Here is a 21,721-nt window from a genome sequence, read left to right on the forward strand (position 1 = left end):
CCAAGCCCCTGCTCAAAAACGGCGCGCATTGTAGCACACCGCCCTACACGGTGTTTATTTTTTTACGTTCAGTCGTGAATGTATTCGACTACTTCAAGACCATATCCTGACAGCGCGTGATATTTAATCGGCTTACTCAGCAGTCGCATCTGATGTACGCCCAGGCTGGCCAGAATCTGACTACCTACACCAACGGTCCGCGAAGAACCTTTCCAGTCTGCGGCGGTGGCTTTTTCGCCCTTATCTTCGGCTTCAAACTGTTGTGCCTGACTAACTAAATCTTCCTGCTTGCCAATTAACACCAGGACACCGCCCTCATCTGCAATACGTTGCATCGCCTGAGGCAGTGTCATGCTGCGAGACACCGCTCGTTTTGAGCCGAGCAGATCACTAAATGTATTGTGCAAGTGAACACGTACTAATGTTGGCTCATCAGCACTGATTGGCCCTTTGCGTAGCGCAAAATGTATCTGGTTATCAATAGAATCACGAAACGTCAGAAGATCAAATTCACCATATTCGGTAGGTAACTTACATTCCGCTACCTGCTCGATGGTCGTTTCATTAAGGTTGCGATATTCAATCAGGTCAGCAATGGTGCCGATTTTCAACTGATGCCTTTCAGCAAACTTTTCCAGCTGCGGGCGTCTGGCCATGGTGCCATCATCATTAAGGATTTCGACAATCACCGCTGCCGGTTCAGCACCTGCCAGTCGCGCCAAATCAACGCCGGCCTCTGTATGTCCCGCGCGATTGAGCACCCCACCCTCTTTTGCGATCAGTGGGAAGATATGACCGGGCTGCACAATGTCTTCAGGTTTGGCGTCTTTATTGACCGCCGCGAGGATAGTACGAGCCCTGTCAGCTGCAGAAATACCGGTCGTCACACCTTCTGCTGCCTCAATAGAGACGGTAAAATTGGTTGAAAACTGGGCGCCATTGTTGTCTACCATTAAGGGTAACTTTAACCGCTTACAACGCTCAGCCGTCATTGGCAGACACACCAGCCCTCTGGCATGGGTGACCATGAAGTTGATCGCTTCAGGTGTGACGGATTCGGCCGCCATGATCAAATCACCCTCATTTTCACGATCTTCATCGTCCATCAGGATGACCATTTTTCCCTGACGAATGTCGTCGATGATTTCTTGCGTAGTGTTTAAAGCCATTTGTGTAGGGTACCTTTGATTTTTTATCGTTTTGCGAAGCCGTGCTTGGCCAGAAATTCCATGCTGATATCCTTTTTGTGAGGCTGTGCTGCCTGATCTCCTTGTAGCAGACGCTCCAGATATCGGGCAACTACGTCGACTTCCAAATTGACTTTGGTGCCCACTTTATAGGTGCCGATAATCGTTTCCTGCAGCGTATGTGGTATCAACCACAGCATAAACGTTGCGCCATCCACTTTGTTCACCGTCAGGCTTACACCATCTACTGTGATTGAGCCTTTATGGGCAATATATTTCGCCAGCTCATCAGGCGCTTGCACCCAAACCTCAACGTAATTGCTATGTTCATGAATGGCAGACACCGTACCCACACCATCGACATGACCGCTGACAATATGACCGCCAAAACGAGTAGTCGGTAGCATCGCTTTTTCAAGATTAACTCTAGAACCCACCTGATAATCTGCAAAACCCGTGTAGCGGATGGTTTCCGCTGACACATCAGCACTGTAATGACCTGAAGAAAAATCAACCACTGTGAGGCATACGCCGTTTGTCGCAATACTGTCACCCAGTTCAACATCACTCATGTCCAGCTTGCCAGTATCAACCGTCAGGCGAATATCCTCTCCACGATGGGTTAATTGTGTGATTGTGCCAGTGGCTTCAATAATGCCTGTAAACATAAACCCGCTGTTACCTTAATTCGTTACCAGTGCGGTGATCTTGATGTCATCACCTACCTGTCTGATATCCTGCCAGTCCAACTTTATCGCGTCTGACAGTGTTGTGTATGGTGCGGTGTGCAGTAGCTCTCTCGCACCGCCGCCAAGAAGTTTAGGTGCCTGATACACTATCAGTTCATCCACCAGAGTTTTTTCAAGCAGTGCACCTGCAAGTCGTGCACCAGCCTCTACCCACACTGTATTGCACTGACGCTGAGCCAACTCTCTTAATATGGCAGTCAATTCAATGTGAGCACCACCGCGGTCAATATGAACTTGTTGCGCTGCCGTATCACTTAGCCGCGGATTATAAGCTTTGTTAAATACGACAATATCACCGTCCAGGCTCAATAATCGTAATTGGCTGTGTAATTGATTTTGCCCGTCAATGATAGCCCGCAACGGTTGACGCTGGTAAACGTGCAGATCATCGCAATCTACGTGAGTCAGTTCATTAAATCTCACATTTAAGCTCGGATTGTCGGACATCACCGTGCCAGCACCACTTAACACCGCGCAACTTTGTGCCCTATGTCGTTGTACGTCCCGTCTTGCTTCTGGCCCGGTTATCCACTGACTATTTCCGTTCGCGAGCGCCGTTTTACCATCCAGACTGGCCGCCAGTTTGACGGTGACCCAGGGCATGCCGGTGCGCATACGCTTGATGAAGCCCTGGTTCAATTTTTCTGCCTCTGCGCCTAGTAGGCCGACGTCGACCTGCACGCCCGCATCGCGCAGTCGCTTAATACCATTGCCTGCCACCTCAGGGTTCGGGTCTTGCATGGCAGCGACAACACGCTTCACGCCGGCGCGTAACAAGGCATCGGCGCACGGGCCAGTACGGCCATGGTGACTACAGGGCTCGAGGGTGACATAACAGGTAGCGCCCTTGGCTTTATCACCTGCCTGAGCAAGTGCATTAACTTCCGCATGGGCCTGCCCCGCTTTGCGATGCCAACCCTCACCGACGATCCGTCCCTGCTCATCAGTCAGCACACAGCCCACGCGGGGGTTCGGCGATGTCGAGTACTGCCCGCGCCAGGCAAGTTGCAGCGCACGCGCCATATGTGCGGCATCCAGATACGGGGCGTCCGACTGCAAGGTTAATCTCCCAGCCTGGCGATTTCCTCACCAAACTCACGAATATCTTCAAAGGAGCGATACACTGAGGCGAAGCGCACATACGCCACCTTATCCAGTTCTTTGAGCGCATCCATGATCAGATTGCCGAGAAACTCAGAACTCACCTCACGCTCTCCGGTTGCGCGCAATGTCGATTTAAGACGACTGATACATTGCTCTATTTGCTCGGTTCCCACCGGTCGTTTCTCCAGCGCCCGCAGCATACCTGCTCGCAACTTCTCCTCATTGAATGGCTCGCGGGATCCGTCTCTTTTCACGACGCGCGGCATCACCAATTCTGCCAGCTCGAAGGTGGTGAAACGTTCATGGCAATTAGCACATTCGCGACGACGTCGCACCTGATGCCCTTCAGCTACCAGCCTTGAGTCGATTACTTTGGTTTCCTGTGCGCTGCAAAACGGACAAAACATGTCAGCTTCCTTACGTGTTCAATGGCGGCCTGACGTTCAGTCTTGAACAGACCGCCAGAATGCACACAACCGGCATGAGCCGGTTGTGTGGTGTACTAATGTGGGTGTGTTACCCGTAAACTGGGAAACGCTCACACAAACCCAGTACCTCATTACGCACCCGCTCTTCTACAGAAGCATCACCGAGGTGATCAAGCACGTCACAAATCCAGGTTGCCACCTGTTTGGCTTCCTGCTCTTTGAAACCACGTCTGGTGATCGCCGGTGTACCTATGCGCAATCCGCTGGTGACAAACGGAGACCGGGGGTCATTTGGTACAGAGTTTTTATTCACGGTAATGTTTGAACGTCCAAGCGCGGCGTCCGCATCTTTACCAGTAATATCTTTATCAATCAGATCGAGCAAGAACAAATGATTATCCGTACCGTTCGAGACGATTTTGTAACCACGCTCCATCATTACGCTGACCATGGCCTTGGCGTTAGCGACAACTTGCTGCTGATAAGCTTTGAATTCAGGCTGCAACGCTTCTTTGAATGCCACTGCTTTCGCTGCTATTACGTGGCATAGCGGTCCGCCCTGGTTGCCAGGGAACACCGATGAGTTGAATTTTTTATACAGTGTTTCATCGCCACAGGATGACAGAATAAGACCACCGCGAGGGCCCGCCAGGGTCTTGTGAGTCGTTGTTGTAACAACGTGTGCGTGAGGCAGCGGGTTAGGATAGACGCCAGCGGCGACCAAGCCGGCAACGTGCGCCATATCCACTAACAAATAAGCACCCACCTCGTCTGCGATGGCGCGGAAACGCTGCCAGTCAACAACGCCAGAGTAAGCAGAGAAACCGCCAATAATCATTTTTGGCTTATGCTCGCGTGCCAGTGATTCAACCTGCTCGTAGTCAATCTCGCCGGTGTCGTTATTCAGGCCATACTGGACTGCATGATAGGTTTTGCCCGAAAAATTAACGTGCGAACCATGTGTCAGGTGACCGCCATCAGACAAGCTCATACCCAGTACGGTGTCGCCTGCATCCAGTAGCGCCATAAATACTGCCGTATTAGCCTGCGAACCAGAGTGAGGCTGTACGTTAGCATACTCCGCACCAAACAATTGTTTGGCGCGTTCGATAGCCAATTCTTCTGCAATATCAACGTATTCACAACCGCCATAGTAGCGTTTGTGCGGATAGCCCTCTGCGTATTTGTTGGTTAACTGTGAGCCTTGTGCCTCCAGTACTCTGGGGCTGGCATAGTTTTCCGATGCAATCAGCTCGATATGCTGTTCCTGACGGGTGTTTTCCTGTTCGATCGCTTTGGCTAATTCCGGATCAAATTCGGCTATGGTCATGCTGCTGGATAGCATCATCTCTCCTCTGGGGCTACTGTTACGCGAATAGGGCGCCTATTCTAGCCAATTTCACTGCCTTGTATACCGGTTTTTGGGTTTAAACTATGCAGCACTGTTACGCATTCTTTGCACACCAGGTAAGCACCTGCAGTGTCTGTGTTTTTGTTGTTACTCGTCGCCCTGCTGTACCGCAGTTTCGAGTTGTTTGACGCGCTCAAACAGGCTGTCGAGCTGTTTGAGTCGCACAGCATTACGTCGCCATTCCCGATTTGGCGCAGCGGGTGAGCCAGACGAGTACACACCGGGCTCAGTGATATCGCGCGTGACCATAGAAAACCCGGTGATCTGAACCTTGTCACAAATTGAAATATGACCATTCACACCACTACTGCCACCGATAACCACGTATTTGCCCAAGGTCGTGCTGCCTGCAATGCCAACCAGGCCGCAAAGGCAGCTGTGGTCACCAATCTGGCAGTTGTGCGCAATTTGTACCTGATTATCAATTATGACGTTTTTGCCGATGATGGTGTCATCTATCGCACCTCTGTCGATACAGGTATTGGCACCAATCTCCGTACCGTCGCCAATCACAACGCGGCCAGTTTGTGGAATTTTAAGCCAATTACCGGCTTCGTTGGCGTAGCCGAATCCATCTGAACCTACTACCGTACCGCTATGCACAGTCACGTCGTCACCTATTTCACAATGGTGGTAAATCGTTACGTTAGGATAAATCTTACAGCCCTTCCCCAATCGGCTGCCCTGGCCGATTACCGCTCCCGAGCCTACCTGGACGTTGTCACCTAACACCGCATCCGCTTCGATAACCACGTTATGTCCAAGCGCAACATTGCGTCCCAATGATGCACTGGGATGAACATAGGCTGTTGGTGCAATGTCCTGAGCGACAGGCGGCGTAGAATCCAGCAATTGAGCGACTTTGGCAAATGCTACATAAGGGTCTTTTAACACCAGTGCGTTGGTCGTGCAGTGCTGGGCTTCATCTGGGCTCACTAACACTGCCGCGGCATTGGTGTTCTGCAGGTGTTTGCGATACTTGCTATTGGCGAGAAACGCCAGTTGCTGCTGACCTGCTGATTGCAATGTCGCCACCTGTGATACAGTCACTTCCTCATTGCCAATAAGTTCGGCATCTAAAATGGCGGCCAGTTGGCCCAGTGAATAAGCTTTTGCCATAAAAACTCTGCACTACTTTCATGATAAAAATAATGCCCTGTAGTGTAAGCTATTGCGCCATGTGTGACCACGTACACATGTACAAATAAATTTTTAGTTGCAAACCTTTAGGTTGCACACTGCGTCCACTACAATACGCAGCGAATTATATCAGGCGACGAGTTATCCATGTCTCAATACGTATACACTATGCACCGGGTGGGCAAAATTGTTCCACCCAACAGACAGATCCTTAAAGATATTTCTCTTAGCTTTTTCCCGGGCGCTAAAATCGGCGTGCTGGGCCTGAATGGCGCCGGTAAGTCAACCCTGCTGCGCATCATGGCCGGAGTCGATACAGAGATTGAGGGCGAGGCCCGTCCTCAGCCAGGCATTAAGATTGGCTATTTGCCGCAAGAGCCACAACTGGACGAAAGCAAGGATGTCAGGGGTAATATTGAGGAAGCCGTGGCTGACGTTGCGCACGCACTCAAGCGACTTGACGAAGTGTATGCCGCCTATGCGGACGAGAATGCAGATTTCGATGCGTTAGCCAAAGAACAGGCAGAGCTTGAAGCGATCATTCAGACCAAAGATGGCCATAATCTGGACAACGCGCTGGAGCGCGCCGCCGATGCGCTGCGTCTGCCGCCGTGGGATGCCGACGTATCCAAGCTGTCCGGAGGTGAACGTCGTCGTGTTGCACTGTGCCGACTGCTACTTGAAAAACCAGACATGCTGCTGCTCGATGAGCCTACCAACCACCTTGATGCAGAATCGGTTGCCTGGCTTGAGCGCTTCTTGCATGACTATGAAGGCACGGTCGTCGCCATTACCCACGATAGATACTTCCTCGACAATGTAGCAGGCTGGATACTGGAGCTGGACCGCGGACACGGGATTCCCTGGGAAGGAAACTATTCTTCCTGGCTGGAGCAGAAAGACAAGCGTCTGGAGCAGGAAGAACGTGCTGAGAACGCCCGCCAGAAGTCAATCAAACAAGAGCTGGAATGGGTGCGAACCAATCCGAAGGGGCGTCAGGCCAAGAGCAAGGCCCGAATGGCTCGCTTCGAGGAGCTCAACAGTTCAGATTATCAGCGTCGTAACGAGACCAATGAACTGTTTATTCCGCCCGGTGAAAGACTTGGGGATAAAGTCATTGAAGTTAACCACCTGCGTAAATCCTATGGCGACAGAGTGCTGATTGATGATTTGAGTTTTTCAGTCCCCAAAGGCGCAATTGTTGGCATCATAGGGCCGAATGGTGCGGGTAAGTCGACCCTGTTCCGTATGTTAACGGATAAAGAGCAACCGGATAGCGGAGACATCACGCTGGGTGATACGGTTCACATTGCCAGCGTGGAGCAGTTCCGTGATCACATGAACGGCAATAACACAGTCTGGCAGGAGTTGTCTGACGGTCAGGATATCATCCGCATTGGTAACTTTGAGATTAACAGTCGCGCATACTGCAGCCGCTTTAATTTCAAAGGCACCGACCAGCAGAAGTACATCAAAGACCTGTCCGGCGGTGAGCGCAACCGTGTGCATTTAGCGAAACTGCTGCAGGCCGGTGGTAACGTACTGCTGCTCGACGAACCTACCAACGACCTCGACGTGGAAACCTTGCGCGCACTGGAAAACGCGTTACTGGAATTTCCTGGCTGCGCAATGGTGATTTCGCACGACAGATGGTTCCTGGACCGCGTTGCCACGCACATCATGGATTACCGCGATGAGGGTAAGATCAACTTTTATGAAGGCAACTACACAGACTACGAAGCATGGCTGAAAGCCAACTTTGGTCAGGACGTGGTTGAGCCTCACCGTCTCAAGTACAAGAAAATCAGCAAATAACCTGTCGTCTTACAACGCCGGTCATCCCTTCCGGGTAACTGACCGGCTATTGCTTTTCACACCGCATCAGCTACGCTTGTCTGGTGTACACACATCTTGTCGAGGCGACATGGAAAAGCGCAGGTTTAATCGAGTAATAGTCAACTCTGCGGCTACGCTATGTCAGGGTAAACAGCAGTGGCCGGTGACACTGGTCGACGTTTCACTGCAGGGCGCGCTGCTTTCTGTCTCGTCTCCTTTTGATGGGGACACCAGTCAGTCTTTTCTGTTAGATATTCCCCTACCCCAACTGGATACCGCTATTGTGCTCGAAGGCGACATAAAACATGTGCGTGAAGGGCTTATGGGGTTTCATATTGAACTTATGGATATAGACAGCGCGACGCAGCTGCGCCGTGTCGTTGAACTAAACCTGGCCGATGAGTCGCTGTTACAGCGAGATCTGGATGCGCTGATTAATCACTACGCGGAATCAGCCTAGCCCTTTTTTGTGGTCAAACCATTAAAAATACTGAGCGGATTGTAGACGTCAGCCACTTAAGATTTGAATGATCACTTCACTCTGATACTGAACATAAAAACACCCACACATTGAACCGAAATACGTAGACTGAAATCGGCCGCCGGGCTACTGAGCGTGCGCATGATTATCCCAGCGAGCCGGTGAGCGAACAAATGCGCCTAGATATGAGCAACTTGCTACAATTGTAGCAGATTGCTACAATCTATTGAGCAATTTGCAGGAGAGTCAGAATGGCAACAGCAAGCGTTAGACTAGACCAAGATCTCGTTGAGAAAGCAACTATCATGGGCAAAGCGCTGAACCGCACAATGCCTAAACAAATTGAGCACTGGGCGAAAATAGGCGAAATGATGGAAGATAATCCAGACTTGCCTTACGAATTCGTAAAACAGGCAATTATATCTAAAGCTGAAAAAGAGGCGGGAAAGTTGGAGCCTTACGATTTTGGTTAGTATTACAACCGTTTTACAAACATCTAATTTTAAGAAAGCGGTTAAGAAGTTACACCCGAACCAGAAAAAAGACCTAGATAAAGCGGTAAAAGCACTGATGGAAGAACCTCTGCTGGGCGAGCAAAAAAAAGGTGATTTGTCATTTCTTCGTGTCTATAAGTTCAAGATGGCCAAGCAATTGACTTTGCTTGGTTATAGTTACGAAGATGGAACTGTCATTCTTGAGTTGATAGCGCTTGGTTCCCATGAAAACTTTTACCGTGAAGTGAAAAAGCTATTCTGACTAACGCTGATCATTTTACGCTAATAGGCAAAAAGGAATGGGAGCATCCTGCTCCCATATTGTTATATTTTTTTACGGACATGAATTGAGTAGCATACTCTCATTAGTAACCGAGATTGCGACACGGCTGCCCGAAGGCAGCTTTTTTCATGCTCACTTTTGGCGCTTATGCTTTGTTCGCGTTGATGTAATCATCCACAAACTGCTCAAGCACATTCAGTGGTACCGGACCATTGGCAAGCACGACATCGTGGAATTCACGAATATCGAATGCATCGCCGAGAGCTGTTTTAGCTTTTTCACGCAGCTCCAGGATCTTCAGCATACCAATCTTGTACGCCGTAGCCTGACTTGGCATGACGATATGACGTTCAACCATTTTCACCGCGTCTGCTTCTGCATTTGGCGTGTTTGACACGTAGTAATCAATACCTTCTTCACGCGTCCATTTCATGGCATGAATACCGGTATCAACCACCAGTCGACAGGCGCGCCATAGTTCCATTGCGAGGCGACCGAAATCGGAATACGGGTCCTGATACAGGCCGATTTCTTTTGGCACGAACTCGCTGTAAAGGCCCCAGCCCTCGGTGTACGCGGTATAACGGCCAAATTTACGGAACTTAGGAATACCCTCAAGCTCCTGTGCAATAGCTATCTGCATGTGGTGACCAGGGACCCCTTCATGATAAGCCAGTGCTTCCATCTGATAGGTTGGCATGGATGCCATGTCATAAAGGTTGGCATAATAGGTGCCTGGACGCGAACCATCCATTGATGGCTGCTGATAAAACGCCTTACCAGCTGACTTTTCACGGAAGGGTTCTACCGCCTTAACAATCAAATCCGCTTTAGGCTTAGTGATAAACAACTCGTCCAGACGCGTTTTCATGTTATCAATCAGTGCCGTAGCTTCACTTAGATAACGCGATCTGCCCTCATCATTCGCCGCGTAGATAAACTGCTCGTTATTACGCATGAATACGAAAAACTCTTGCAGCGTGCCCTCGTAACCCACTTTGCGCATGATCTCACGCATTTCATCGTGAATTCTGGCCACTTCATTAAGACCAATCTGATGTATCTCTTCAGCTGTCAGGTCTGTGGTAGTGGTTCTTGCTAACGCGTTGTTGTAGAAGGTTTCGCCCTCGGGGAACTTCCATGCGCCATCTTTATCGTCGGCCTGCTCAGCAATGTTCTGCACAGCTGCAATCAGGTTTTCATAGGCAGGTTTCACTGACTCAACCAAGGCTTTCTCGGCATCGGCCAGCAGCGCTTGTTTTTGTGCGTCGTCAATTTCAAGCGCGTTCACTTTTTTGCTGAAATCAGCCAGCAGCGTGCTTGGCTCACCATCATCGAAAGGCGCACCAGTGATAATGTTCTGACTGTCACTGATCACGTACGGATACACGAAGCGCGGTGCAACGATGCCTTTTTCAATACGCAGATTAAGGTTTTCAACCAGTTGAGAAAACAATGCTGGAAGGCCGTTTAAACGCGAGATATACGCTTCAGCATCAGCCACCTCACTGATGCGATGTTGATTGATCAGCAACGACGGAATGCTGGAATGCATACCAAACATCTGGTTTACCGGGTAATTATAATGACGCCATTTGAAATCATTGATCTGGCGCTCAAGCTGTTGCTTCATCAGCTGCCAGCTCAGCGAAGTTTGCTCGTCCAGTTTGTCCACATCAATAGCCATGACGCGCGCCAGTTGCTCTTTTTGCAAGGCCAGATTTTCCTGAGCACGGGCTTCAGAAATATCGTCCCACTTATCCTGATCGTCTTTGATGCCTAGATACGACTGATACATTGGGCTGCGCATCACATTTTCCATGAAGATGTCTTCAAACAGCTGGTTGGCCTTTTCCGATTCAGTTTGCGCAACCGCACTATCAGCCTGTGCAACAGGTGCTTGCGAAGCGGTATCTGCGGCGCTAGGCGCCTGTTGCGACTCAGGTGCCTGACTGCAACCGCCTACTAGCAGCGCCAGTGAAACCGCTGCAGCGATATGTTTAAGTTTGGTCATTATTCCCCCTGGAGTGATCATTATTATGTTATGAGCTTGTCATTGCCTGTCGGCAGTGACAAACCGGTCATTATGCAATGCTTTGTTGCTCCGGACTATTGCGTCCCAGCGCAATTGCGTTCACTTACCGATTTTTTATGATGAATGGAGAACCCGTACGCAAAGTTACAATGCGTCAAGGGCCTCCTGAAGTCTGCTTACTGCCTGCACTTCAAGACCGGGCACGGGCTGTTTAGGGGCGTTCGCCTTTGGAATAATCGCGCGTTTAAAACCGTGCTTAGCCGCCTCTGACAGACGCTCTGTACCATTGGGTACGGGGCGTATTTCACCGGCTAATCCGACTTCGCCAAAAACAATCAGATCTCTGGGTAACTGGCGGTCACGAAAGCTAGACACCATTGCCAACAGCAACGCCAAATCGGCCCCCGTTTCGGTCACTTTGACGCCGCCAACAACATTGACAAATACATCCTGATCGCTCATCTGGATATTGCCATGGCGATGCATCACCGCCAGCAACATAGCCAGACGATTCTGCTCAAGCCCGACGGCAAGACGTCTGGGGTTAGCCAACGGCGAGTGATCAACCAAGGCCTGTATCTCTACCAACAGGGGGCGTGTACCCTCCCAGATAACCATGACAATGCTGCCTGAGGACTGCTGATCGGCGCGATTTAAAAATATTGCCGATGGATTGGTGACCTCACGCAGACCCTTTTCTGTCATCGCGAAGACCCCAAGTTCATTGACCGCACCAAAACGATTTTTATTGCCGCGCAAGGTGCGGTAACGGTTATCGCTGTCTCCTTCGAGCATCATCGAACAGTCGATACAATGCTCAAGCACCTTCGGACCGGCAAGGCTGCCATCCTTAGTGACGTGGCCAACAATAAACATGGCGATATGATGTTGTTTGGCAAAGCGAGTCAAATATGCTGCACTCTCACGCACCTGCGACACACCGCCCGGTGCGGATTGCAGATCTGCCATGTGCATCACCTGAATCGAATCAATGACCATCACAGTCGGTTTGTGTTGCAGCGCCAACTCGCAAATGCTCTCAACGTTGGTTTCGGCCAGCAGTTTCAGTTTGTCATCTGGCAGTCCCAAACGTTTAGCGCGCATGGCTACCTGCTGCAGTGACTCCTCTCCGGTGACATAAAGTGTTGATTGTGTCTGTGCCAGAAAACACATCACTTGTAACAACAAGGTACTCTTACCGGCCCCGGGAGAGCCGCCAATCAGCATTGCTGCACCCGGCACAATACCTCCACCGAGTACACGGTCAAGCTCAGAAAATCCAGCGGTGAAGCGCGGTAACGCCTGTAAGTCGATATCGGCCAGCACGGACACCTTGGCGGCGGTGCTGCCTGCGTAACCGGACAAATTGGTCGGCGATGGGCGACCCGGTGAAGCAGCCAATCTGACTTCACTGATGGTATTCCATGCCCCACATTCACTGCACTGTCCCTGCCAGCGAGGAAAGTCTGCGCCGCAGTCAGAACATACATAAGCTGTTTTGCGTTTTGCCATAAAAAGTTGCTTTGGGATATAGTGGCCTTAGATTATCAGGAAACGATGTGTTGACGAAGCGCTGCTGATTCACACTCTGCTGTTCGTGGCCGATAATATTCAGGTAATCATAATAACGAGAACAAGCGGTAAGCATGACACCGGATCTGGAACAATATCGCGATATCATTGAACAGCTTAAGCCGATGATCAATGAGCCAGAATTTAATCAGGTTCTGGCTCAGGTAGCCAGCGGCGTGCCAAAAGAAAAGCGTTTCTTGATCAAAATGGAATTAAAGCGTCTGGCACGGCCCTGCATCAGACGTATTGACCTGCGCAATCAGGTGGACGGCGAATGTCGCGAATTTGTCCATGACGGGCGTAGTCACTTTCTCGATGACATTGCCATTGATGTCTATGAGCGTCAGGTGAGATTGTTCAGCGGCTATACGATCGGCGTGTATGAAGCGGTGATGGAGACCGAAAACAACATTAAGATCATGCAGCGCAAACAGGCCGAACTGGACCGTAAGCAACCTTCCAGCGACGACAACACTGCAGCAAACCGAAAAAAGCAAACAAGCCACCTGGCAGAGCGCATCAGCTTGCTAGACTATCCTTGCCGTGCTGAAGAGCGCATGAATTTTGCCGTCTCGATTGAAGTATTTTCCGACGTCAACAAAAGCTCGCAGGCCGTCACTCTGGATATGTCCGTCAGCGGCCTCAAGATCAAGCTGTCAAAAGACGAGCTTTTCAAGCCAGGAGAGCGCCTCTCTATTCAGTTTCGGGGCTTGGAAGGTGAATACACGCTGGATAAGAAGCGTGGAGTGAACTACACCATCGTGCATATCGACCGCAGCCAGAAAGAGCAGCGTTTAAGCCTGCAGCGCCTCTATGACGTGCCCAACGAAAGCTTCGAGAACTTTATCGATAAGTTTATTCACGGCAACAAACGGCGTTATAAAGTCAATATGGATAACACCCTGGAAGCGGTGTTAAACAAAACCTGTGAGCAATATTACACCCCAAGTTTTACATCGGTGCCGGTATTCATTGAGAGTCGTGAGGGCAAGTGGGCGCCACACTTTGTTATGGCGAATGACTTCAACCGGGAAATCCTCAGTTATTGGGCAGATGAAAAAGGTGAATGTCGGCTGGGTTACATCCTCAGCCAGAAACGTCTTGAATGGTTAATCGACATGCCTGCTCATGCGCAGGAAATGATCATTTACGTGTTTAACCACGTCAAAGATGACAAAGTGTATTTTTATTCTGCGTCTATACAAGAGCTGAACAGCAATCCTAAGTTGAAAGACGTGTTCCTTGGCTTTGGTGCCCGAAAAGCCAGCTGGCGCATCCTTAAGGTACAACTCAGTGACGCAAGGCCACAACAGGCCTATACTCCGCTTTCTATCCCCAGCAGCATCAGCGAATCGGTGAAGCGACAGAATCAACCACCGCCGCCGCGTTTGATGGCAAAGTTAAAGAATATCAAACACCTGGCCGTGGTCACCGACATTACCGATGAAGTAGGCAGATTGCCGTATCATAATCTTAAAATCCGCCGCGAACAGCTTGCTGAACTGAAAATTTTCGGTCATCCGCGCAACCGGCCGCCAGCAAAACTCAGTATTTTCCGTTACAAATACATGGAGCAACGCAGCGAAACGCGTTATCAGCTGCGCTCCAAAGTATTGATTGAGTTTGATGGGATGCAGTTAGAAGGTGTGAGTGAAGATGTTTCAGTACATGGTCTGCGTATCGAGCTGGAATCATTTTTTCACGGCCAGCCCGGCAACCGTGTGAAGTTATCGTTCCCGCAGTTGCAAAAAGTGACGAAGAAATACTCACTAAATAACCTGTCGTATCAGGTCCGCAATGTCAGTCGCGACCGCAATATTCTGCATCTGCAGGCCGACAGTGATACGCAAAAGTCCACTGCATTGGCATTCTTCGACGAATTGATCCGCAATAATCGCTCCCGTCTCAAAGCGTACAGAGATGAAGAGGAGATTCCCGGCATTGGCTCTGCACTGCGCTCAATGCACGCAAAGAACCAGCAAAATATCGCATTTTTTATCCGCAAAGACGGAACCCAATTTGTGCCCGATAGGTTCGCCGCCAGACAGCAGCCAAGCAGACTGTACGGGCTATTTGCGCATGATGCCGAACAAGGTCAGCTCAATTTCAGCGTGTTAACTATGGACGGTGATGTGGAAAGGCCGTTTTTGTCGGAGAGCATGCGTCAGTTAGACGCGACCCACTATGCACTGATGCATGAGATCCTCGTTGCGTTTGATCCGAGCCAGCGCCATTACGCTGATGCGGTAGTGAGCCGTTTTTCGGCCCAGTTTACAGACGATAGCGCCCGTAAAGCATTTATTCAGCAGGCCCTGGAAAATGGCCAGTTTGTTGCGGTAAAACTGTTCATAGTGCGTACCGGACGGCCTGATCTGGAAACCATTCAGTCAGAGTTAAATTACATCAGCGTATATGCCATGCACAAAGCCAAAGAGCTGGAAGAGCAGCTTTGGAGCATTACCGGTATAGGGAATATGGTAGATGTCACTGATGAGGTAATGATGCGCTTCGGTTTTGATGCCATTCAGATTAAGAACAACCAGCTGCCGCCCGAAAAACTCAAAGTCGATAATCACGACATTGAAGAGCTACTGCGCACCTAATGGTGCGCAGTTTTGCTGTATTACTCTATAAATTCAAGAATTAGGCTATATTCTCTGTTTGATGTCGCGACTAGACGAGAGTCAAGCCTAAGGATATTCATTTCCTCTACGCGTCCATCAGGATACTGAATCTTGTATACCGTGGTAAAGCCTGGCTTATTGATGGTGAACTCCATGTAACCGTTCCAGTTTTCGGAGACATTCTCACAGCTGAAGAATGGTGTCGATTTACCTTTAGGCACGTTAACTAGACAGGAAAATTGCTCAGGGCTTGGTAATATATCCATAGAAGCAAGATCAACGAAATTAGCCCGAAGGTCATTGTTGGTTTCACAGCTTTCTGTCACCCCGGCTGTTGTAATCAAGCAATTAATATCAGCAATAAGGCCGAAAAACTTTTCAGTACCAGCTTTGCTATCTACCGTGACGACTAACGTATCATCCAGCACTCCGGCGCTTACATCAACCGGCGAAATCGCACCGGTTCCGGTAATGCCAGAGTTAAACGCTGTACTAAACACTCTCGTATTTGTGATTCCGTCTCTCAGGGCCTCCAGACGACCACGGCTGTATGTGCCATAAAAATCATTCACGGGATCCACGATTGTCTGAATCGGCTCCTGTGTGACAGTAACAATGTTAGTGTCTTTAGATGACCAATCTGATAGGAGTGTCAGGTTAATATCATAAAACGGGGTAATGGCTTTCCAGTCAGAGTCGCCCGCCGCTATTTTAGCGCGAATCGCATCGCGATGGTCGCTGGTTAACCTGTCCACATAGATCCCGCGAGAGATAAGCTGATAGCCGCCTGGCGCGACTGTCATATCGCGTCCCTCTGGTCTAATAGGCTTAGATCCACCGGTAACTTCGGCGGCTACAACATTTTCACTGTAATTGATATAAGCGGCCAGGGCTGCGTCATCAAATAAAAACTGGTCATCGAACTGTACAATATCTACCAGTTGCCAGTCGGTATACAGCGCAAAGTAACCATTTACCCGCTTAAACCGACATACCTCGTCGTATTTACTTCCTACCGAGGTTGCCGGCACGAATGTGTTCTCGCCGGTACGCTTGTAATGTCCGTGCGGCAAGCCACCTTCAGTGCGGTAGTAAGAACCGCTTGCCACAGTATCCAGATTATCGTGGTGGTCGCGACAGCATTCTTCACACAGAGCAGGCTGTCCGACACCATCAACGCGACCAGTCATTTTGGTAACCACTTCACCGGGTTTTACTACCAGCTCTTCATCATCAAGCATGGTGACTGATGCGGTGTAGCCTTCTCCTGTACCAGCCAATACACATTCACAATTAACCGTCAGAAATTCTTCCTGCTCTAGTTTATCCGTGCGATCAATCAGTTCGATATAACGAATCGTTTCAAACTGCACGACGTTATTATCGCCCTGCTTATCGATGTCTGGCACCGGCTTACTGGTCTCAATGTTTTCGCCATTACCCAAATCATAGGCAATAACGTCCGGCGCACGCCCCGGGTTATAGACTACCTGAGGCTGTGCTTTTGCGTTATCAGATTCATTGGTGGCCTGAAAACTTCTACCTACTGGAATGGGCGCTACGCTGCCACTGACGTCAACCTGTTTTGCAGCGCCCGTGTTGTCCTGAAAGCTAACAGTGACTTCAACCATCTTTTGTGACGCATAAGCGGGAAGCGCAGCAGGTAGTCCGGCATCCCCTTCATCCAACCAGGTATCTGGAGCACCATCCGCATCAGTATCAACAAAATATTGCTCTGTGACCGCCCACGAGCGGGTAAATTGGTGGGTCTGACCATCGCCTGTTTTTATGGCAACATCGACAGCGCCAGCGGCAATGCTGCCACCCACGTTGTCATCGATATCGTTGTAGGCAATATCACCTGGATTAGATTCAAGTGCATTAAACTGTCTCAAATCATCCAATTTTTCCTGCGCCAGTTCAGTGGCGATAGTGCGTAAGTTTAACGTTGAATCCGTTCGCACATACTCGCTTTGCAAGGTGACATAGCCTGTTACGCCCAGCATTACGATGAAGGCGACCACAATTACTTCGATTAAGGTAAAACCTCTCATACTTACCTCGCTAAAAATCTCGCCAGCTGCCTGGCACGCGCGCAATGCGCTGGAACGCGTCGTTTTGCTCAAGCTGAGCAAGCACGTCTGCGTCATAAACTGCATTATAGGTACCGTTGGCATGGCCGACCGGGTGATTTGAAGCCACTACACCATTTACCCTGGCACCACCAAGCATATCTATTTCAAAATCTGCAAGCACACCTGGCTTTCTGAATGAAAACACCATGCCGAAAATTTCTGCTCCACCGTTCATGGTCAAGTCACCATCCGTAACAATCAAAATGACCGGATCATTTGGACTACCGACAATTGTGCCTGCATTAATGCTGCAGTCGCCGTCCATCCATATCAGCCCTACTGTGCCAGCATTTAAGCCAGAACAATCGTTTATCACTTCATCTGCATCAGAGCGAAGTGCTGCCCATTCGGCTTCCGGCACGTTGAATAGATACTCCATCAGGTCGGTCGGAAAATTGGCGTCATTATCGAGAATATCCAGATCTTTGAAACCTTTTTCCGAATATGGCGATGAACTGCAGTTACCGTCTGCCAGCTCCTGAAGCCCACAGGTCGTGCCGCTGCCATTGGTCAGGTCAACATTTAAATCTGTCCAGATAGAAAGTGGTACACCCGTCCCCCCTCCATTAGGATTTGCCGCGACTTCAAAGTTTCCGCCTACTCCAAGCCCGCCAGCAACGATTAGCGGCACATCTGGAGGATTGGCCAACACTGAATATTGCAACCCTTGCTCGGATGCTGTGACCGTTGCAAGGCCATCTGGCGAAGTTCCAGTAGATGTCATTGTTATCACGGTTACGGTGCTCGAATTTCGCGGTACTACCTGTCTGACACCAGCTACGGTGAACTGACTCTGGTTATCCAATACCTCATTAAAAGCTGTGCCATCCCAGCGTGGTTCATCATGCAGACGTCCAAGCGCTTTCATCAAGCCAGCCTCGGCGGCAGCAAACGCGGCCTTTTGATTCTGTGTATTCAGTGTAATTTTGTGCTCTATGGATTTAATCCGGCCCGTATACAAGGTTCCCAATGTTACGAGCACGAGTAATAAAGCAGATGCAGCAAGCATCATGGCGCCCTGCTGGACATGTAGTGATGGTAAGTTTTGTCTGAGTTTAATCATAATTTCTCACCACAAAGCTTGAATCGAAGCGACGCGTTAGGTCGCTGTCAGAAGTCAGTTCGCCCAGCAGGGACACGGTGACCTCAGTGCTGGTCACGCCGTTTTCAACTACCTGATTTAGTGCAAATGTCAGGCCGGTAACAGAGACCGCGTTCGGATCGGTAAGCGGCTCCCACCCATCATCACCGCAGGCAAGGCCGTTAACCCGCATTTCAACCATTTGATTGCGTAGCCGAAAGCCGTAGTTTTCATTATTTCCGGCAACGGCATTTAATACGCCGTCAGAATTATTGTCGTAAGCGTAGGTAATACAGCTGTTTGCTGTTTCCCCGAGAAACTCGCCCAGTGCCATTGAGCCGGTAAACGCCGACGGGTTGGCAACAGGGTCACTGACCATGGCCAGCGTATTGCCGTTAAACCCGGCACGGCGAATGTCCCGTGTCATTAACGACATCACATTGCCTAATTCCTCATTTAGGCGGGAGTTTGCCAGCAGCTTGGCGTTAATCCCCATCCCATAGCCGACTAAACTTGCCAGCGCCGCCAGTGCGCTTATACCTAGCGCCATGGCGATCATTAATTCCACCAGCGTGGCGCCGGTTTGTCTGTGCGTGGACCTTAACATGCCGGATAATTTCCCAAATTGCCTTCCTCGGTGCAGATTCGCACCCTCCCCAGGGTGCTGACTTCGATGCGCGCCTCAACATTGCCATCACTGAATACGAAACTGCCGGCATTACCTAATGCCAGTCCCCGTTGCCCATCGAACACCATAAAGTCATTGCCACCAAAATTAATTTCCTGCAATGTGATACCGTTGTAGTCGCTTTGTTGAATAATCTGTTCAACGCCATCCACTGTGCAGCTGTCTAAGGTCTGGCAGTCGCACACACCGACATCGCTTACGCCTATACACCAGGGGTCTTCAGTTTCAAAATTTATGGTGGTGTTTGCCGCTCGGCTAATTGCGCCGGCCCTGGCAGATTGCAATGTAAAATACGCGGTTTCTACCGCACCTTTGTGGCGCATAATACGCTGTGACTCAACAATCGTCGGCCCGCCAAGCACGACGACAAGAGCAATGATAGAGACCACTATCATCATTTCCAGAATCGACATGCCTTTGTGTTTGTACGTCATTAACAATTTAAATACCTATTATCTGAGCAGCTGGCACTATACTTAGCTTACAGTACAGTCGCATTGAACATTGTAGTTAAATTTTTCGCTTGGCGAGTATTTGGGTGGACAAATGGTATTAAACACAATAAGCAAACAGAACAAACAGCACGGCATGACGCTCATCGAGTTGATGATTGTGGTAGCTATAGTAGGCATTATCTCGGCAATTGCCATACCTGCTTATCAGAATCAGGTCATAGGTTCCCGCCGTGATGACGTGTTGAAACAGCTGTTGCAAATGCAGATGCAACAGGAAGCATGGCGACTTGAAAACGTCAGCTACGCTACGTTGGCACAATTAGGAGCGCCTGCAAACGACTTTTATACTTTTGAAGTTGCAAATGTTACTGCCACGACGTACACCATTACCGCAACTGCGAAAGGCAAACAAACTGACGATACGGGCTGTACGACGCTCACGCTCAACCAGTCGATGACGAGAACACCGGCGGATTGTTGGTAGCAACCTAATTATTTAGAGTTGTGTTGCATATAAGGTCTCACCCGCGGTCCATTTGACGTCTCACCCGCGGTCCATTTGACGTGGCACCCGCGCAGGCGGGTGTCTACTTAGCGAAGAGAAGATTCCCGCCTCCGCGGGAATGATATTTCATAGCGGCGAGAAAGACGCTTTTGCAGTGCTGACAGGCAGCTTTACTTAAAGGCCGGCTTTTGCCAATGCTTGTATCTTGGCGACAATCGCGCGCAGGCCATTGCCTCTGGTCGGACTGATGTGACGCTCAAGATCCAACTGCGAAAAATAGCCCTCAATATCAAAATCAACGATTTGTTGTGCCGATTTTTCATTGTAAGCAGCCATCACCAGAACCAGTAAACCACGTACGATAATGGCATCACTATCTACGTGAAATATCAGCTTGTCGTCCTGTTTATCAACGTCCAGCCAAACGTCACTCTGACAACCTTTGACCAGACGTTCTGGCGTGCGCTTTGACTCTGGCATTGGTGTCAACTCTTTGCCAAGATCGATGATGTACTTGTAACGCTCTTCCCAATTATCAAAGAATTCCAGGTCGTCGAGTATTTCTTGTGTGCTAATTTGGCTCATGTTGCTGTCTTTAGTTGACGTATTAGAAAAATAGTCCGGCTTCCAGCTGGGCTTCTTCACTCATCATGGATTTAGACCAGGGCGGGTCAAACACCAGATTGACCTTAACGGCTTTAACGTTTGGCACTTTGGCGACCCGATATTCAACATCACTGACCAATACTGGCCCCATACCGCACCCTGGCGCGGTTAACGTCATATCAATGCTAACCATTTTATTTTCTGCATCAATGTCGACCTTATAGACCAATCCAAGCGACACGATGCTGATCGGGATTTCAGGGTCGAAGATGGTGTTGAGGGCATCCCATACCTGGTCTTCGTGGATGTCTTCATCGCTAACGGGGGAAAACACCAGCTTTTCTGGCTTCATGCCGATGGCGTCGGCATCGGTGCCGTCAATCCTGAGCATGTTTCCACGCCAGGTCACAGTGTAATTTCCACCTAATGCCTGATTCAGGGTCACGAACTCACCGGCGGGGATCATCGTTTTGTCGCCCGCGGGAACTCTGCGCGCAGGACACTCGCGCAACGTGTGCAGCATTTTCTTTTGCACTGACAACCCTATTCTACGTTGAAGCTTTCACCGCAACCGCATTCATTGGTCACGTTGGGATTATTAAACTTCACTACACCGTTAATGCCTTCCTGGACATAATCCAGCTCGGTCATGTTCACCAGTTCCCTGGCCTTTTCATCTACCAGGAAGGTTAGAGTATCAGATACCTCGATGCGCTCGTCATCGTCTTTGGCTTCATCAACCATATCCAAGACGTAGGCATAGCCCGTACAACCGCTCATTTTGGTTGATAACCTGACCATTTTACCAGGTTGCTGTGCCACCAATCTTTCGAAATGACGCACCGCGGCATCGGTCAGACTCACCGAATGCGCATGTGGTACAAATGTTTCAACACTCATAATGGTC

21 protein-coding genes are annotated in these 21,721 nt (G+C 49.7%); 6 read left to right on the top strand and 15 right to left on the bottom strand.

Going from position 1 to position 21,721, the window contains the following annotated elements:
• Positions 1-68 precede the first annotated feature (68 nt).
• The 6 genes from ribBA to lpxD form a co-directional block, all read right to left on the bottom strand.
• On the bottom strand, positions 69-1,169 hold the full coding sequence (gene ribBA, locus G441_RS0114205; protein ID WP_026376967.1) for a bifunctional 3,4-dihydroxy-2-butanone-4-phosphate synthase/GTP cyclohydrolase II: 1,101 nt from the start codon (positions 1,167-1,169) through the stop codon (positions 69-71).
• A gap of 23 nt (positions 1,170-1,192) precedes the next feature.
• A complete protein-coding gene (locus G441_RS0114210) occupies positions 1,193-1,855 on the bottom strand; it encodes a riboflavin synthase (protein ID WP_026376968.1) in 663 nt (220 codons plus the stop codon).
• A gap of 15 nt (positions 1,856-1,870) precedes the next feature.
• A complete protein-coding gene (gene ribD / locus G441_RS0114215; protein WP_034475261.1) occupies positions 1,871-2,959 on the bottom strand; it encodes a bifunctional diaminohydroxyphosphoribosylaminopyrimidine deaminase/5-amino-6-(5-phosphoribosylamino)uracil reductase RibD in 1,089 nt (362 codons plus the stop codon).
• Between the two features lie 38 nt (positions 2,960-2,997).
• Positions 2,998-3,447: a transcriptional regulator NrdR gene (gene nrdR / locus G441_RS0114220; RefSeq protein WP_026376970.1), complete on the bottom strand. Its 450-nt coding sequence runs from the start codon at positions 3,445-3,447 to the stop codon at positions 2,998-3,000.
• A gap of 109 nt (positions 3,448-3,556) precedes the next feature.
• Entirely contained in the window at positions 3,557-4,813 is a 1,257-nt protein-coding gene (gene glyA, locus G441_RS0114225) for a serine hydroxymethyltransferase (protein ID WP_026376971.1), read from the bottom strand.
• Positions 4,814-4,966: 153 nt separating this feature from the next.
• Complete coding sequence (lpxD, locus tag G441_RS0114230) at positions 4,967-5,998, bottom strand: UDP-3-O-(3-hydroxymyristoyl)glucosamine N-acyltransferase (RefSeq protein ID WP_026376972.1); 1,032 nt, start codon at positions 5,996-5,998, stop codon at positions 4,967-4,969.
• A gap of 168 nt (positions 5,999-6,166) precedes the next feature.
• Between lpxD and ettA the strand changes: the two genes are divergently transcribed.
• The 4 genes from ettA to G441_RS0114250 all read left to right on the top strand — a co-directional run bounded on the left by ettA (position 6,167) and on the right by G441_RS0114250 (position 9,092).
• On the top strand, positions 6,167-7,834 hold the full coding sequence (ettA, locus tag G441_RS0114235) for an energy-dependent translational throttle protein EttA (protein WP_026376973.1): 1,668 nt from the start codon (positions 6,167-6,169) through the stop codon (positions 7,832-7,834).
• A gap of 109 nt (positions 7,835-7,943) precedes the next feature.
• Complete coding sequence (locus G441_RS0114240; RefSeq protein ID WP_026376974.1) at positions 7,944-8,315, top strand: PilZ domain-containing protein; 372 nt, start codon at positions 7,944-7,946, stop codon at positions 8,313-8,315.
• A gap of 272 nt (positions 8,316-8,587) precedes the next feature.
• Positions 8,588-8,809: a TA system antitoxin ParD family protein gene (locus G441_RS0114245; protein ID WP_012518669.1), complete on the top strand. Its 222-nt coding sequence runs from the start codon at positions 8,588-8,590 to the stop codon at positions 8,807-8,809.
• Positions 8,802-9,092 (top strand): type II toxin-antitoxin system RelE/ParE family toxin, encoded by a 291-nt coding sequence (locus tag G441_RS0114250; protein ID WP_026376975.1) that lies wholly within the window; start codon positions 8,802-8,804, stop codon positions 9,090-9,092. The genes G441_RS0114245 and G441_RS0114250 overlap by 8 nt, the downstream gene beginning before the upstream one ends.
• Before the next feature lie 166 nt (positions 9,093-9,258).
• Here the strand turns inward: G441_RS0114250 and G441_RS0114255 are convergent, their stop codons facing one another.
• Together G441_RS0114255 and radA are read right to left on the bottom strand one after the other, a co-directional pair.
• Entirely contained in the window at positions 9,259-11,127 is a 1,869-nt protein-coding gene (locus tag G441_RS0114255; RefSeq protein ID WP_026376976.1) for a DUF885 domain-containing protein, read from the bottom strand.
• A gap of 165 nt (positions 11,128-11,292) precedes the next feature.
• The gene (gene radA / locus G441_RS0114260; RefSeq protein WP_026376977.1) at positions 11,293-12,660 is read right to left on the bottom strand and encodes a DNA repair protein RadA; all 1,368 of its coding nucleotides are present in this window, start codon (positions 12,658-12,660) and stop codon (positions 11,293-11,295) included.
• A 134-nt stretch (positions 12,661-12,794) separates the two neighbouring features.
• Here radA and G441_RS0114265 point away from each other — a divergent pair, with 134 nt between their 5' ends.
• Positions 12,795-15,323 (top strand): PilZ domain-containing protein, encoded by a 2,529-nt coding sequence (locus G441_RS0114265; protein WP_026376978.1) that lies wholly within the window; start codon positions 12,795-12,797, stop codon positions 15,321-15,323.
• A 20-nt stretch (positions 15,324-15,343) separates the two neighbouring features.
• On the opposite strand, the gene G441_RS19380 is transcribed toward G441_RS0114265, so the two are convergent.
• Genes G441_RS19380 through G441_RS0114285 form a run of 4 tightly spaced genes read right to left on the bottom strand, consistent with a single transcriptional unit; the run spans position 15,344 to position 19,682 of the window.
• A complete protein-coding gene (locus G441_RS19380) occupies positions 15,344-17,398 on the bottom strand; it encodes a type IV pilus modification PilV family protein (protein ID WP_051275625.1) in 2,055 nt (684 codons plus the stop codon).
• A 10-nt stretch (positions 17,399-17,408) separates the two neighbouring features.
• A complete protein-coding gene (locus G441_RS0114275) occupies positions 17,409-18,542 on the bottom strand; it encodes a hypothetical protein (protein WP_051275626.1) in 1,134 nt (377 codons plus the stop codon).
• A complete protein-coding gene (locus G441_RS0114280) occupies positions 18,535-19,167 on the bottom strand; it encodes a hypothetical protein (RefSeq protein WP_026376980.1) in 633 nt (210 codons plus the stop codon). The genes G441_RS0114275 and G441_RS0114280 overlap by 8 nt, the downstream gene beginning before the upstream one ends.
• Positions 19,161-19,682 carry a GspH/FimT family pseudopilin gene (locus G441_RS0114285; protein WP_026376981.1) on the bottom strand — a complete coding sequence of 174 codons (522 nt, stop codon included), beginning with the start codon at positions 19,680-19,682 and terminating at the stop codon, positions 19,161-19,163. Before G441_RS0114285 ends, G441_RS0114280 begins: the two co-directional genes overlap by 7 nt.
• 112 nt (positions 19,683-19,794) lie before the next feature.
• On the opposite strand from G441_RS0114285, the gene G441_RS20025 reads away from it, so the two are divergent.
• Positions 19,795-20,187, top strand: coding sequence for a type IV pilin protein (locus G441_RS20025; RefSeq protein ID WP_026376982.1), 393 nt, complete (start codon positions 19,795-19,797; stop codon positions 20,185-20,187).
• 195 nt (positions 20,188-20,382) lie between these two features.
• On the opposite strand, the gene G441_RS0114295 is transcribed toward G441_RS20025, so the two are convergent.
• Genes G441_RS0114295 through G441_RS0114305 form a run of 3 tightly spaced genes read right to left on the bottom strand, consistent with a single transcriptional unit; the run spans position 20,383 to position 21,714 of the window.
• Entirely contained in the window at positions 20,383-20,793 is a 411-nt protein-coding gene (locus tag G441_RS0114295; protein WP_026376983.1) for a SufE family protein, read from the bottom strand.
• Positions 20,794-20,815: 22 nt separating this feature from the next.
• Positions 20,816-21,337 (bottom strand): putative Fe-S cluster assembly protein SufT, encoded by a 522-nt coding sequence (gene sufT / locus G441_RS0114300; RefSeq protein WP_034475248.1) that lies wholly within the window; start codon positions 21,335-21,337, stop codon positions 20,816-20,818.
• A 20-nt stretch (positions 21,338-21,357) separates the two neighbouring features.
• Positions 21,358-21,714: a HesB/IscA family protein gene (locus G441_RS0114305; RefSeq protein WP_026376985.1), complete on the bottom strand. Its 357-nt coding sequence runs from the start codon at positions 21,712-21,714 to the stop codon at positions 21,358-21,360.
• Positions 21,715-21,721 lie beyond the last annotated feature (7 nt).

Source organism: Aestuariibacter salexigens DSM 15300 (genome assembly GCF_000429145.1).
GTDB lineage: Bacteria > Pseudomonadota > Gammaproteobacteria > Enterobacterales > Alteromonadaceae > Aestuariibacter > Aestuariibacter salexigens.

Coding starts and splice junctions, on each gene's coding strand:
- G441_RS0114240 (WP_026376974.1), top strand. CDS start 7,944: ATGGAAAAGCGCAGGTTTAATCGAGTAATAGTCAACTCTGCGGCTACG.
- ribBA (WP_026376967.1), bottom strand. CDS start 1,169: ATGGCTTTAAACACTACGCAAGAAATCATCGACGACATTCGTCAGGGA.
- G441_RS0114305 (WP_026376985.1), bottom strand. CDS start 21,714: ATGAGTGTTGAAACATTTGTACCACATGCGCATTCGGTGAGTCTGACC.
- G441_RS0114295 (WP_026376983.1), bottom strand. CDS start 20,793: ATGAGCCAAATTAGCACACAAGAAATACTCGACGACCTGGAATTCTTT.
- G441_RS0114275 (WP_051275626.1), bottom strand. CDS start 18,542: ATGATTAAACTCAGACAAAACTTACCATCACTACATGTCCAGCAGGGC.
- G441_RS20025 (WP_026376982.1), top strand. CDS start 19,795: ATGGTATTAAACACAATAAGCAAACAGAACAAACAGCACGGCATGACG.
- G441_RS0114285 (WP_026376981.1), bottom strand. CDS start 19,682: ATGACGTACAAACACAAAGGCATGTCGATTCTGGAAATGATGATAGTG.
- G441_RS0114245 (WP_012518669.1), top strand. CDS start 8,588: ATGGCAACAGCAAGCGTTAGACTAGACCAAGATCTCGTTGAGAAAGCA.
- ettA (WP_026376973.1), top strand. CDS start 6,167: ATGTCTCAATACGTATACACTATGCACCGGGTGGGCAAAATTGTTCCA.
- G441_RS19380 (WP_051275625.1), bottom strand. CDS start 17,398: ATGAGAGGTTTTACCTTAATCGAAGTAATTGTGGTCGCCTTCATCGTA.
- ribD (WP_034475261.1), bottom strand. CDS start 2,959: ATGGCGCGTGCGCTGCAACTTGCCTGGCGCGGGCAGTACTCGACATCG.
- glyA (WP_026376971.1), bottom strand. CDS start 4,813: ATGCTATCCAGCAGCATGACCATAGCCGAATTTGATCCGGAATTAGCC.
- nrdR (WP_026376970.1), bottom strand. CDS start 3,447: ATGTTTTGTCCGTTTTGCAGCGCACAGGAAACCAAAGTAATCGACTCA.
- G441_RS0114255 (WP_026376976.1), bottom strand. CDS start 11,127: ATGACCAAACTTAAACATATCGCTGCAGCGGTTTCACTGGCGCTGCTA.
- radA (WP_026376977.1), bottom strand. CDS start 12,660: ATGGCAAAACGCAAAACAGCTTATGTATGTTCTGACTGCGGCGCAGAC.
- lpxD (WP_026376972.1), bottom strand. CDS start 5,998: ATGGCAAAAGCTTATTCACTGGGCCAACTGGCCGCCATTTTAGATGCC.
- G441_RS0114280 (WP_026376980.1), bottom strand. CDS start 19,167: ATGTTAAGGTCCACGCACAGACAAACCGGCGCCACGCTGGTGGAATTA.
- sufT (WP_034475248.1), bottom strand. CDS start 21,337: ATGCTGCACACGTTGCGCGAGTGTCCTGCGCGCAGAGTTCCCGCGGGC.
- G441_RS0114265 (WP_026376978.1), top strand. CDS start 12,795: ATGACACCGGATCTGGAACAATATCGCGATATCATTGAACAGCTTAAG.
- G441_RS0114210 (WP_026376968.1), bottom strand. CDS start 1,855: ATGTTTACAGGCATTATTGAAGCCACTGGCACAATCACACAATTAACC.